Source organism: Streptomyces sp. NPDC036984 (assembly GCF_055607665.1).
Genome location: NZ_JBVJRL010000014.1, coordinates 176374 through 189268, shown reverse-complemented (window position 1 = coordinate 189268; position 12895 = coordinate 176374). Strand labels below are relative to the sequence as shown.

12 protein-coding genes are annotated in these 12895 nt (G+C 72.9%); 3 read left to right on the top strand and 9 right to left on the bottom strand.

Going from position 1 to position 12895, the window contains the following annotated elements:
• Positions 1 to 8 precede the first annotated feature (8 nt).
• The 6 genes from ACZ7DL_RS25035 to xylB form a co-directional block, all read right to left on the bottom strand.
• Positions 9 to 1313: a GAF domain-containing protein gene (locus ACZ7DL_RS25035; RefSeq protein WP_470777213.1), complete on the bottom strand. Its 1305-nt coding sequence runs from the start codon at positions 1311 to 1313 to the stop codon at positions 9 to 11.
• 178 nt (positions 1314 to 1491) lie between these two features.
• Entirely contained in the window at positions 1492 to 2091 is a 600-nt protein-coding gene (locus tag ACZ7DL_RS25030) for an N-acetylmuramoyl-L-alanine amidase (protein WP_470777281.1), read from the bottom strand.
• 57 nt (positions 2092 to 2148) lie between these two features.
• The gene (locus tag ACZ7DL_RS25025; RefSeq protein WP_470777212.1) at positions 2149 to 3162 is read right to left on the bottom strand and encodes an acetamidase/formamidase family protein; all 1014 of its coding nucleotides are present in this window, start codon (positions 3160 to 3162) and stop codon (positions 2149 to 2151) included.
• Positions 3163 to 3248: 86 nt separating this feature from the next.
• The gene (locus ACZ7DL_RS25020) at positions 3249 to 4733 is read right to left on the bottom strand and encodes an APC family permease (RefSeq protein WP_470777210.1); all 1485 of its coding nucleotides are present in this window, start codon (positions 4731 to 4733) and stop codon (positions 3249 to 3251) included.
• Between the two features lie 424 nt (positions 4734 to 5157).
• A complete protein-coding gene (locus tag ACZ7DL_RS25015; RefSeq protein WP_470777208.1) occupies positions 5158 to 6366 on the bottom strand; it encodes an ROK family protein in 1209 nt (402 codons plus the stop codon).
• 7 nt (positions 6367 to 6373) lie between these two features.
• Entirely contained in the window at positions 6374 to 7855 is a 1482-nt protein-coding gene (gene xylB / locus ACZ7DL_RS25010) for a xylulokinase (RefSeq protein ID WP_470777206.1), read from the bottom strand.
• A 155-nt stretch (positions 7856 to 8010) separates the two neighbouring features.
• On the opposite strand from xylB, the gene xylA reads away from it, so the two are divergent.
• On the top strand, positions 8011 to 9177 hold the full coding sequence (xylA, locus tag ACZ7DL_RS25005) for a xylose isomerase (protein ID WP_470777204.1): 1167 nt from the start codon (positions 8011 to 8013) through the stop codon (positions 9175 to 9177).
• Positions 9178 to 9717: 540 nt separating this feature from the next.
• Positions 9718 to 9900, top strand: coding sequence for a hypothetical protein (locus ACZ7DL_RS25000; RefSeq protein ID WP_470777203.1), 183 nt, complete (start codon positions 9718 to 9720; stop codon positions 9898 to 9900).
• Between the two features lie 130 nt (positions 9901 to 10030).
• Here ACZ7DL_RS25000 and ACZ7DL_RS24995 read toward each other — a convergent pair whose 3' ends face one another.
• Positions 10031 to 10873: a hypothetical protein gene (locus tag ACZ7DL_RS24995; RefSeq protein ID WP_470777201.1), complete on the bottom strand. Its 843-nt coding sequence runs from the start codon at positions 10871 to 10873 to the stop codon at positions 10031 to 10033.
• A 142-nt stretch (positions 10874 to 11015) separates the two neighbouring features.
• Positions 11016 to 11312 carry a hypothetical protein gene (locus ACZ7DL_RS24990; protein WP_470777199.1) on the bottom strand — a complete coding sequence of 99 codons (297 nt, stop codon included), beginning with the start codon at positions 11310 to 11312 and terminating at the stop codon, positions 11016 to 11018.
• 97 nt (positions 11313 to 11409) lie between these two features.
• Between ACZ7DL_RS24990 and ACZ7DL_RS24985 the strand changes: the two genes are divergently transcribed.
• Positions 11410 to 12315 carry an oxygenase MpaB family protein gene (locus ACZ7DL_RS24985; protein ID WP_470777280.1) on the top strand — a complete coding sequence of 302 codons (906 nt, stop codon included), beginning with the start codon at positions 11410 to 11412 and terminating at the stop codon, positions 12313 to 12315.
• Here ACZ7DL_RS24985 and ACZ7DL_RS24980 read toward each other — a convergent pair.
• Positions 12292 to 12825, bottom strand: coding sequence for a PadR family transcriptional regulator (locus ACZ7DL_RS24980; RefSeq protein ID WP_470777197.1), 534 nt, complete (start codon positions 12823 to 12825; stop codon positions 12292 to 12294). The two genes, ACZ7DL_RS24985 and ACZ7DL_RS24980, sit on opposite strands and share 24 nt — an antisense overlap.
• Positions 12826 to 12895: the final 70 nt, after the last annotated feature.

The following is a 12895-nucleotide window of genomic DNA, read 5'->3' as shown; positions in this document are numbered from 1 at the left end:
GCGCGAGGCTAGGCACGCGGACGTTGCAAGTAGGTTGCGCCGCGGGTCCCCGCCGGTGCCAGGCGGGCCGGTGCCGTCAGCTCGGCCTCCAGCGCGGCGAGCCGGGCGCGGACCGGGGGCGTGGGGCGCACCGCGGCGAGCGCCCGCCACACCTCGATGTCGTCCTCGCCCCAGGGCGTGTGCGCCCAGTCCGCCAGCAGGTCCGGGTCACGGTGCGCGATCAGCGCCGAGCGCAGTCCGCCGGCGAGCCGCTCCCGCAGCGGGCCGATCGCCGGGGCCTGCGAGCCGGGCAACAGCGGGCCGGTGTACGCCTTCACCGCCGTCGTGAGTGCACCCGTCTCCAGCCGCCGCTCGACCACGGTGACGTCCGACTCGACCGCGGCCGTCAGCCGGTACGGCCGTGAGGCGAGCAGTCCGGGACCCAGGAGCCTGCGCAGCCGCGCCAGTTCCGCCCGCAGCGTCACCGGGGTCACCGACTCGTCCGCGTACAGCGCGCACAGCAGTTCGTCACCGCTCAGGCCCTCGGGATGCCGGGACAGCAGCACGAGGATCTCGCTGTGCCGGCGGCTGAGCCGGAGCCGCCGACCGTCCAGGGCGAGTTCCGCCTCGTCCCGGCCGAGCGCGCTCAGCAGCGCGGCCTCCGCATACTGCGGCGGGGCGGACAGGGCGAGCTGCGCCTCGGCGGCCCGCGCCACCGCCTGCACGAAACCGAGGCTGAGCGGATGGGCCAGCCCGTCACCGCCGGTGATGTCCACAGCCCCCAGGACCCGTCCGGTACGCGGATCGTGCACCGGAGCGGCGGCACACGTCCACGGCTGGACCCGTCGTATGAAGTGCTCGGCGGCGAACACCTGCACGGGCCGGTCCACGGCGACCGCGGTGCCCGGCGCGTTGGTGCCGACCGCACTCTCCGACCAGCGGGCCCCGGGGACGAAGTTCATCCGGTCCGCCCGGCGCCGGGTCGCCACATGACCCTCCACCCACAACAACCTCCCGTGCGCGTCGCACACCGCCAGCAGATGCTCCCCGTCGGCCGCGAACGTGCCCATCAGCTCCCGGAACAGGGGCATCACCCGGGCCAGCGGATGCTCCGCGCGGTAACTGCCGAGGTCGCCGTCGGTCAGCTCCACGCTGGCGGTGCCGTCCGGTCCGACACCGGCCCGCGCGCTGCGCCGCCACGACTCCGCCACCACCGACCGCACCGGCCGCGGCACCGTCCCCTCCGTGGTGAACGTCTCGTGCGCCTGACGCAGCACCCGGACGCGCTCGGCGGGATCGGCCCCCGGCTCCAGGGCAACCCACGGATCGGTCAACTCGGCCTCCCGGACGGTGGAACGACGGTGATGCTGTGATGTGGTGTCAAGGCGGTGCCGCGGGGCACGGCGGATCGGACGGTGACGCGGCAGGCTCGGCGGGTGCCGGGGCGGCCGGCACCATCGTCACCCCGGGGTCTCACGCGGACAACCGGTCCGGCGGCGGCTTCGCCCCGAGCTAGGCGAAGTTGACCAGTCTGATGTAGCGCACCCAGTCCCACCCCGGCCCGGGATCGGTGTGGTCGGTGCCGGGCACCTGATAGTGGCCGATGATGTGCTCCCTGTCCCGGGGGATGCCGTACTTGGCGCAGACCGCCGCCGTGAGCCGCGCCGACTGCTCGTAGAGGGCGTTGGTGAAGTAGGCGGGCTGATCGACCCAGCCCTCGTGCTCGATGCCGATGCTGCGCGTGTTGTAGGTCCAGTTGCCCGCGTGCCAGGCGATGTCGGTCTCGCGCACGCACTGGGCGACGTGCCCGTCCACCGAGCGGACCAGATAGTGCGCGGAGACTTTCTTCTGCGGATCGCTGAAGATCGCCAGCGTGTCGGTGTACGTCTCCTGGGTGACGTGGATGATCACCCGGTCGATGGCGTAGTCGCGGGGGCGCTCGGACACCGTGTAGTTGGAGCTGCTCGCCGGCCGCCACTCGGCGGCCGGGTAGTCGACGGACCCGGTGTGCGCACCGGCGCGCGCGTCGGGGAGCAACGCGTAGGGGACGGCGGCGAGTGCCGCGCCCTTCAGCAGCCGTCGTCTGCTGAGCCGTGGTGTGGCTCGGTCCATGTCCATGGCGGGATGCCTCTCGGGGGCCTGTGGGGAGTCAGGGGTACGGCGGAGCCGTCAGCGGTGCAGGGCCCGCGCGGTCTCCCGCAGCCGTGCGTGCACACCGCGGTACGTCTCCCGCGCGGGCAGCCACTCCTTACGGAGCTTGGCCACGCACGTGTAGTTGGTGTCGCACACGTTGGCCAACGGTGATTCGACCGCCTGGGTGGCGAATTGATACGCGTCCAGCTCACTGAACCCGTAGTCGCGCACCAGCCACTGCACCAGGTCGAGCTGCGATATCCGGAACGCGTCCTCCAGCGGGCGGCCCGAGCCGGTCGAGACGATGTGCGTGTCCGACTCCAGCCGGGGCCATGGTGTGGCGACGTCCTTGAGGAGGTCCACGACCACCACCGTGTTCATCGCGCACTCCACGGCCACGCCGCAGGTCTCGCCCTCGCCCTGCCGGGCATGCCCGTCGCCGAGACTGAGCAGGGCGCCCTCGACGTTGACGCCCAGGTAGCAGGTGACGCCGGCCCGCATCTCGGGCGTGTCCATGTTCCCGCCGTGGGCGTCCGGCACCAGGGCCGAGCGCACCTCCAGATTGGCGGGTGCCACGCCCACCGTGCCGTGCATCGGGTCCAAGGGCAGCTCCAGCTCAAGGTCGCTGTCCCGGGCCTGGAACCGGGCGGTCCGCCGGGTCCGGTCCAGCTGCCAGATCCAGACCCGCTCCGGCAGCGGCGGCTGAAGCGTGGCCGTGCTGTGCGTGGAGGTGAGCGCGCCGAAGAGGGGGACCGTCGTGGAGGCCGCCCAGTCGCGAGCCGGCTCGATGGACACGAAGTGCACGGCCACGGTGTCGCCGGGCTCGGCGCCCTCGATGTGGAAGGGGCCGGTCTGCGGATTGAGGAACGGGAACTCGCACACCTCGGACACGAGGTCCTTCTCGGAGCGGACCCGGCCGGCGAAACAGTCCTCCGTGTACAGGTCGAGAACCGTGCCGGGCGCGATCCGTGCCAGGGGCGCCGCTCCACCGAACGTCCAGGCGTACTGATCCGGTTCCGGGCGCACGGTGAGGATCCGGGGGTCGGTCATCGTGGCAGGCCTCCCATCTGAAGGGCGGTCGTCAGGTCGGGGCACCGGGTCGGCAGGGCCTCCCCGTCCCCCGGTGTGACGGTTGGTCAGCGGGGCACGGTCCCGTCCTGCCGGTCGGCTCCGGGATCGTGTGTGTCCAGGTGCACTCGCGCGGTCTCGGCTATGCGCTCGGGGTGACGACGTATCAGAACGAGCAATACCACCGAACCCGCCACCATCCACCCGCCGACGACCGGACCGGCGTAGGACACCGGCGCCGTCAGTTCCGTCACGAAGTCGAACACCGGGAGGCCGGCGGCCGTCAGCAGCGCGGGAACGAACGCGACGGTGCCCAGCACCGGGAACAGCAGGTGCCGCACCGGCTTCAGGGCAGCACGGCCGGACCGCAGGAAGTGGCCGGCACAGGACAGGTTGACGACGATGTAGACCCCGACGACGACCGTGACGATCACCGTGGCGAGAAACAGGAACGCGGTCACCGGTTCGTAGGCGAAGCCGAGCCCCAGCGCTGCTCCCACTGCCACGGCCGTCTGCACGGCGATGCCGGCCACGGGGGAGCGGTGCCGGGGATGGAGCGTGGCGAGCAGCCCGGGCAGGACGCGGATGCGGGCCAGGGCGAAGGCCGTGCGGGTCGAGACGTTCGCGGACGCGTTGGCGTTGGCGATCGTGGAGTTGACCACCGCGAGAAACACCAGCACCCAGAAGAGACCGAACGACGCCCGGGCGACACCCTCCCAGGACGCCTCGCCCGAGGCACCGAACCCCGCGAAGCGGTCGGGGCCGAAGTAGACGGTCATCGCATACGTCGTGAGCACGTAGAACAGGCCGATGCCCAGGGCCGCGCCGAGGACCGCACGGTGCATCGTCCGCCGTGGGTCGCGTGTCTCCTCGGCGAGCGGCGCCGCCGCCTCGAACCCGGCGAAGGCCAGCACCGTGTACACGGATCCGGCGAACACTCCGGCGGTCCCCGTGTACCCCTCGGAGGTGTGGGAAGTGCCGAACACCGACAGCGTGTTGGCGCTACCGGCCCTGGCGATGAGCAGAACCGCGAACACCAGGAGGACGAGGACCTCGAAGACGCCGAGGACGGTGCCGAAGCCGGCCGAGGCGCGGACGCCGAGATAGCCGGCGCCGGCTATCACCACGGCTCCCGCCAGCGACCAGGGCCACCACAGGCCGGCCGGATACGCGGACCACTCCGCGTGCAGCGTGCCTGCCGCGGTGAAGCCCAGTTGCAGGAGCAGCAGCGGTGGCACCAGCATCTCCACGAAGACGTAGGCCCAGCCGACGAGGAAGCCCACGGCCGGGTGCAGGCCCCGCGCCGCGTAGGTCGCCACCGAGCCCGCCGCCGGCAGCTCCCGGGCCAGCTCGGCCACACAGGAGGCGGTGAACAGGCAGGCCACCAGGGCGATCAGCACCGCCAGCGGAAGGCTGCCGCCCGCGAAGGCGGCGCCCGACGGAATCGACGCGGCCACCGCGGCGGCCGGCGCCATCGCCGTGATGCTCTGGAACAGGACTTCGCGTAATCCGATCGCGTCGTGCCGTAGCGTCCCGCTCGGTTCCCCGTGCATGTGTCCCCCGATTCGTGTCAGTCCGATGCCACCCGCTGCCTGCCTGTTGTCGTCATGTCGCTCGGCGAGCGTCTGACCGACCATGACGGTCCGTCGGCTACGCCTCGCGTGAATCACGGTACGGCGCAGGCCGGTTGGGCAGAAGGGTGCGCCGCGGTCCGTGGACAACGGGCGGCCTGTGGATAACTCGGTCACCCGATCGGGTGGGGTCTGCTGGTGTGCGGGGCCGGCCCCACGCCACACGCCACCCGCCCGTCACAGTTGTGCGGGATGGCCGGCCACCCCGCCTGCCTTCCCGCAGCGTCACCCGCCCGTCACCGTCGTGCGCGCAGACCGGCCACCCCGCCCGCCTTCCCGCGATACACCTCACCCCGGCTCGCACCGCCGCGTACAGCGCCGTCCGCGCCGCACGGCGCGCAGCGGGTCAGGCCCGTTCCGCCACGACCGCCGGATCGTCCAGTACCGCCCGGACGACCGAATGCGCGGCGCCCAGGAGGGGCCCCTGCGGACCCAGCCGGGACACCGTCACCGGGCAGGCCGGGCCGGCCGTACGGCCCGTCAGTTCCGTCTCCAGCGTGGGCAGCAGCCAGGGCGAGAGTCCGGCCAGGGCGCCGCCCAGGACCACCGTCTCGGGGTCGAGCAGGTTCACCGCCCCGGTCAGGGCGATGCCGAGGGCCGTACCGGCGTCCCGCAGAGCGGCCCGTACTCCCTCGTCGCCCGTCTCGGCGCGCTCGGCGAGCAGGCCGACCAAGTCCTCGCGCGGCTCCAGCCCGGCCGCGCGCAGCACCGCGTCCTCGCCCGCGTACTGTTCCAGGCATCCCCGGCCGCCGCACGGGCACGGGGGACCGTCGGGTCGCACGGGCACATGGCCCAGTTCGCCCGCGAATCCCCGGGTCCCGCGCAGCAGCCGGCCGTCCACGACGACCGCGGCACCGATGCCGATCTCGGCCGAGACGTGCAGGAAGTCATCGGGGGTGTCGGCCCCGAGCCACAGCTCGGCCAAGGCGCCGAAGTTGGCCTCGTTGTCCACGGTCAGCGGCCAGTCGCCGGGGAGCAGGGCACCGAGGTCGGTGTCGTGCCAGTCGAGATTCGGCGCCCGTACGACCGTGCGTCCGTCCCTGGCCACCAGTCCGGGCACGGCGACCGCGAGCCCGGCGGGCCAGAGCTGTGCCCGTTCCGCCTCCGCGACGACCTGGCGGATCAGCGCCGTCAGCTCCTCGATCACGGGCTCGGCCGCCCGGCTCCGGTTGGCGCCGTGCCGTACGGCCCGCGCCCGGACCTCGCCGCGCAGGTCGACCGCACACACCGCGAGGTGGTCGACACCGATCTCGGCGCCGATCCCGGCCGGGCCCCGGCCGCTCACCGCGAGCGCCGACCCCGGACGGCCCACCCGGCCCGGCCGCTCGGGGCCCAGTTCCTCCAGCAGACCCCAGCGGATCAGCTCATCCACCAGGGTCGACACCGCCGCCCGGGTCAGCCCGATCCGGGAGGCCACCGCCGCCCGGGACAGCGAGCCCTCGGCGCTGACGGCGTACATCACCCGGGCGAGGTTGCGCCGGCGCATGCCCTGCTGGGTGTCCGGCAGGGCGCGGCCGGTGCCCGGCTGGCGTGCCTCGTGCGGCGGTGCGGTCATGCCTCCGTCAATCCTCGTCGTCTGCCGCTCGGCTCTCTCCGTGCGGCTGGGCTTCGGCCCCCCGATCGAGCAGCGGGGCCGCGTCGGAGAGTACCCCGGTGATCCGGTCGAGGGCCGCCCCGTCCCGCTCCACGGCTTCGAGGACCGGCCCCGCGGCCGTGTTCCAGCGGCGGGCCACCGCCGCGGGATCCTCGCCGGTCAGCAGACCGGCGGCCTGCGCCGCCGCGCCCAAAGCGACCAGTTCCCTGGCCTCCGGCACCTGGACGGGCCGTCCCGAGAGCCTGCGCACCGTCTGCTGCCAGGCCGTTCCCCGGGCCCCGCCGCCGATCAGCAGCAGCGGAGCGCTACGGTCCGCGTCCGCGTCGAGCACCAGGTCCAGGGCCCCGAGCAGCGCGTGCACCGCGCCGTCGTACGCGGCCTGGAGCAGCTGGCCCGCGGTGGTGTCGTGGCGCAGTCCGTGCAGCAGTCCGGAGGCGTGCGGCAGGTTCGGGGTGCGCTCGCCGTCCAGGTACGGCAGCAGGGTCACCGAGCCGCCGGGTTCCACGGCCTCCCGGTCCAGGCCCAGCAGCGACGCGACACGGTCCACCGCGAGCGTGCAGTTCAGGGTGCAGGCCAGTGGCAGCCAGTCCCCACGTGCGTCGGCGAAGCCCGCCACCGTGCCGGTCGGATCGGTGGGACGGCGCCGGGAGACGGCGTAGACCGTGCCGGACGTGCCGAGGCTCAGCACCGGGGTGCCGGGCCGCAGGCCGAGGCCCAGGGCCGCCGCCGCGTTGTCGCCGGTGCCCGGGGCCACCAGCGTGCCCTTGGAGAACGGCAGGTCGTGACTGTCGCGGACGGTGCCGACCACCTCGCCGGGGTGCACCACCCGGGGCAGCAGCGCCGGGTCGAGACCGATGTGCGCGAGGGTCTCCTCGTCGTACGTCTCCGTCCCGGATGCCCACCAGCCGGTGCCGGAGGCATCACCGCGGTCGGTCGTGCCCTGCCCGGTCAGGTGCTCGGTGAGGTAGTCGTGGGGGAGCCGCACCGCCCGGGTCGCGCGGACCGCCTCCGGCTCGTGCTCGGCGAGCCACGCCCACTTGGTGACCGTGAAGGACGCGCCCGGCACGCTGCCGGTCCGCTCCGCCCATGCCTTCGGCCCGCCCAGCTCCTCCACCAGACGGCGGGCCTGCGGTGCCGAGCGGACGTCGTTCCACAGCAGCGCCGGACGCACCGGTTCGCCGTGCTCGTCCAGGGTGACCAGGCCGTGCTGCTGGCCGCCGATCGACACCGCCGCCGCTTCGTGCGCCGCGTCACCGCACTGGCGCAGCGCCGCGCACAGCGCGTCCCACCACTGCCGCGGATCACTCTCCCGGCCCGCCCCGGAGCTCACGGTGTGCGGCGCCTGGCCGCTCGCGACCACCTGACCGGTGGCCACGTCGACGACCAGTGCCTTCGTGGACTGGGTGGACGTGTCCACCCCGACGACGAGCGGACCGTCGGCTGCTGACATCGGGCTCTCCCTCTTCCGCGGCTCCGCGGGATGTGCGGTGGGCTGTCGAAGACACCTTGCTGTCGAAGACATCTTGTCTCTTCCCAGCGGTGCGTCCGCATACTAATTTGTAAACGGCCATGACGAAATAGTCGTACGCAGCAAGGAGCCGCGGCATGAACTACCAGCCCACCCCCGAGGACAGGTTCACCTTCGGCCTGTGGACCGTCGGCTGGCAGGGAAGGGACCCGTTCGGCGACGCCACCCGCCGCGCCCTCGACCCGGTCGAGACGGTGCAGCGCCTGGCGGAGCTCGGTGCCTACGGAGTGACCTTCCACGACGACGACCTGATCCCCTTCGGCTCCTCGGACACCGAGCGTGAGTCGCACATCAAGCGGTTCCGGCAGGCCCTCGACGCCACCGGCATGACCGTCCCGATGGCCACCACGAACCTCTTCACGCACCCCGTCTTCAAGGACGGCGCGTTCACCGCCAACGACCGCGACGTGCGCCGGTACGCCCTCCGCAAGACGGTCCGCAACATCGACCTGGCGGTCGAACTGGGCGCGAAGACGTACGTCGCCTGGGGTGGTCGCGAAGGCGCCGAGTCCGGCGCCGCCAAGGACGTACGCGCCGCCCTGGACCGTATGAAGGAGGCATTCGACCTTCTCGGCGAGTACGTCACCGCCCAGGGCTACGACATCCGCTTCGCCATCGAGCCCAAGCCGAACGAGCCCCGTGGCGACATCCTGCTGCCCACGGTCGGGCACGCGCTGGCCTTCATCGAGCGCCTGGAGCGGCCCGAGCTGTACGGCGTCAACCCGGAGGTCGGCCACGAGCAGATGGCCGGCCTGAACTTCCCGCACGGCATCGCGCAGGCCCTGTGGGCGGGCAAGCTCTTCCACATCGACCTCAACGGCCAGTCCGGGATCAAGTACGACCAGGACCTGCGGTTCGGCGCGGGCGACCTGCGGGCCGCCTTCTGGCTCGTCGACCTCCTGGAGAGCGCCGGTTACGAAGGGCCCCGCCACTTCGACTTCAAGCCGCCGCGGACCGAGGACCTCGACGGCGTGTGGGCGTCCGCGGTGGGCTGCATGCGCAACTACCTCATCCTCAAGGAGCGCTCGGCCGCCTTCCGCGCCGACCCGGAGGTGCAGGAGGCGCTGCGCGCGTCGCGGCTGGACCAGCTGGCCCAGCCGACGGCGGCCGACGGCCTGACGGCCCTGCTCGCCGACCGTGCGGCCTTCGAGGACTTCGACGTGGAGGCGGTCGCCGCGCGCGGGATGGCCTTCGAACGACTCGACCAGCTGGCGATGGACCACCTGCTGGGGGCACGCGGCTGACCGCCACGCGCGCGTGACCGCCCGTCTCCGCGAGGACGGGCGGTCGTTCCTCCCCATGTGGGCGGCCGGTCGTTCCTCTCCGCGTGGGCGGGCGGCCGCTCCGCCCCGTGTCTTCTCGAGCGCCCTTTCCTGAGGGCCGGTCACAGCTCGGCCGCTGACTCGTACTACGAGAAGAGCCTCGACTCACCCACCAGAAGATCTTCGCGGTCTTCTGCTGTCCGCGGAGCGTCACGTCGCCGTCGCCGCGGGCACCCGCACCCTCCCGTGGGGAGACTGCCGCAGCGTGGGGGAAACCGCCGCAGCGGGCGCGGTGGACGTCGAGTGCTTCCGGCGCTGATCCGGCGAGACGTGATGCGGCGACTGTGATCGTGATGCGGCGTGGTGTCGCGCCGCGGGGCCCATGTGCGCCGAGCCGGTGTGAGGGAAGCCCTTAGGGGGTGCTCCTCCGGGATGTCTCAGGGGCGGGGCACGCAACCAACGGGGGGCGGCAGGCCGTTTTCAGTTCAGAGAGCGGCAGAGGCCGCGAAGGAGGCGACGCTCATGTCCAAGAACGCGAAGATCGCCGCAGGGGGTGTGGCGGTCGGGCTGCTCCTGCTCATATGGCTGCCCTGGTGGGTGGCGTTCCTGGTCGTGGTGGGGGTTCCGGCGGCCGCGTATCTGGCCCTGGACCCCTCGCAGCGGCGCAGGCTGCGCCGGGTCGCCCGCAAGGAGATCGGCCGCTGAGGCAGCGTCGTACCGCCCGGGATCACTCGCCGGGATGCCTGCCCGGCCCGGCCGTGCCGCCGAGGGCCGCGCCGCCGTACGAGGCGTGGCTCCCCGGCGAGGACGGGAGGCGCCGTCCGGCCGCCCCGGCTCACAGGGGCCGTACGGCCATCTTGTCGAGCGCCTCCAGCAGACCCGGCAGCTCCGGGCCCCGGCCCACCGGCAGGACCTCGCCGGGCTCGTCGTCGAGCAGGACGAAGGCGATGTCGTCGGTGCGGGCCACGATCGACCAGCCGGGGCCGTCGGCGCGCAGCGTACGGGCCTCGCCCGGGGCGAACGACGAACGCACCCGGCCGAGCGGCGGCGGGGACTCGACGTAGGCGCGCGCCTCCGCGAGCACCCGACGGACACCGGCGTGCCCGCCGACCGGAGCCCCCTGCCCGCCCTGGGGCACGGACTGCGAGGGCCTCGCCTGCCGACCGGGCGCGGGGAAGTCGGCGTCGTTGATCTGCTCCCGCCAGGCCGCCCACTGGAGCGCTATCTCGTCGGCACCCAGACGGCGCTGGGCGGGCCCCCAGGAGCCGGTGTCCGGCGGGCTCAGCGCCGGCCGGCCCGCCGCCTCGGCAGGGGGGTCGTGCGGAGCGGGCACGCCGGGTGCCGCGACAGCGACCGCCAGGGGCCAGCCCGGCAGGGCGGTGACGACCGCGCGCTCGTCCGGCGACAGCTCGTACTCCATGCCGCAGTCCCAGGACGCGATCGCCACGGCGACCAGCGAGACGTCGTCGATGACGACCGTCCAGCGAGCGCCGTCCCCGTCCTGGCCCAGCACCAGGCCGTACCCGTCGGCGCGCGGTGCGAGGTCCAGTGCCGCGCACGCCTCCGGGTAGTCGTCGCCCAGCACGCTCGGAAACTGCGCCGGCGTCAGCAGTACCGCCGTCAGCACGTACAGCGCATCGTCCGCGGCGGCGACGGCCTCATCGTCCGTCCCGGCCATCCCAGCCTCCCAGTGGTTCGTCCAACGGCGCGCACCCTAGTGCGAGCGGAAGCCGCTTGTCACGACTCCGGTCACCACGCGGAGCTGCTGCTTTCCGCCTGGACGGGGGCGAAACGGCCACATATGGAGAGGGATGTTCCGCTCAGGCCGCAGGCAGCCCGAGGAGGTCGCGGGCCACCGCACCGGGCGACTCGTCGCGCTCCCGGGCCAGCGCGACCACCGCCCGGCAGGCCAGCTCGCTCACCCCGAAGGACAGCGCCTCCGGCGACACCCAGGCCGCCGCCTCCTCGAGCCGGTCCTGGTCGTCCTCGGCGCGGGCCGCCACATAGACGGCCGCGGCCTCGAACAAGTTGTGCGCGCGCCTCTCCCGGGAACCCTCCGGCCGCGCGGACGTGGAGGTGCGGAGCCTGGCGGTGTACCTGCGGATCATGTCGAACACACGAACCACCCTCTCCTCGAACGAAGTCAGTACGATCGCCCATCTGCTGCTCCACAACGTAGAGTTGGAGATCCGGTGGCAGAAGGGGGACGACGCGGTGAAGCGGTTCGAGCGGCTGGAGCAGATCCGCCGGCTGAACCCGGTGGCGGACGCCCTGGAGATCTACCGGATCAGCATGGCGTACGAGTTCCCCTGGGACTATACGCGCGCCCTTGAACTGGCTCTGTACCGCACCTACGCGGTGCCCGGCATCGGCCGGCTGCTCGCGCGGACGGCGGAGCTGACCGATCGCACGCAGAAGCGGTACGACGACACCGTGCTGCTCCTCGACACCATCGTGGAACACGGCTTCGCCGCGGAGCAGGGGCGCACCGCGATCCGCCGCATCAACCAGATGCACCGCAGCTACGACATCGGCGACGACGACATGCGGTACGTGCTCAGCACCTTCGTCGTGGTGCCCCGGCGCTGGATCGACACCTACGGCTGGCGGCGGCTGTCCCGGCACGAGATCGTCGCCACCACCGAGTACTACCGCACCCTCGGCCGGCACATGGGCATCCCGGACGTCCCCCGCACCTATGAGGAGTTCGAAGCTGTTCTCGACGCCTACGAAGAGGCTCACTTCGGCTGGGACGAGGAGGCCCGGCGGGTCTCCGACGCCACCCTCGACCTGATGGCGTCCTGGTATCCGCGCCCCTTGGCCCCGCTGCTGCGCACGGCGACGCTCGCCCTGCTCGACGAGCCGCTGCTGCGCGCGTTCCGCTACCCGCGGCCCCGCCCGGCCACCACCGCGCTGGTGCGCCGCGCCGTACGGACGCGCGGCCGGCTCGTCCGGCTGCTGCCGCCGCGCCTCAGCCCGCACTTCGCGCGCCAGAACTGGGAGGTCAAGGGCTACCCGAACGGCTACCGCGTGGCCGACCTGGGCACCCGTCCGGTCCCCGGGCTGCGCGGCTGCCCGGTGCGGCACCGGGACACCTCAGCGGCCGACCCCGTCGAGTGATGCCAGGGTGTCGCGCAGCCAGGCCAGTTCGGCCCGGCTCGTGGCGCGCGCGATGGTGAGGACGCCCCGCCGGAACGGGTCGTCCAGTTCCTCGGCGCGCAGCGGCCGGTCGCCCTCGTAGAAGAAGCTCGCCGGCTCCTCCAGGAAGGCCAGCCGGCGCCGCAGTACGGTTGCCTGCGCGGCGGGGTCCTCCAGGTGCCGCAGGAACGCGAGCAGGGTGAACCACTGGTTCTCGTCGGTGATCTCGCGCTGGGCGGGCTCGGCGAGCCGGCGCTTCAGCTCGCGGCCGCCCTCCTCGGTCAGCCGCAGCACATGCCGTGGCGCGGCCACGGCGCCGGGCTCGGTGGCCCGCACGAGCAGACCGGCCTTCTCCAGGCGCTTGATCGCCGGGTACAGCGTGCTCTCGGCGACGGGGCGCACATGGCCGGTGAGCGCCGCGATGTGGCGGCGCAGGACGTAACCGTGCAGCGGGGCGTCGTACAGGAAGCCGAGGATGGCGAGTTCGAGCATGCCCGCATTCTTCCGTAGGGGTACATCGTTGCGCCAATACCACCTTGACGCTATACCTCGGTACCGATGT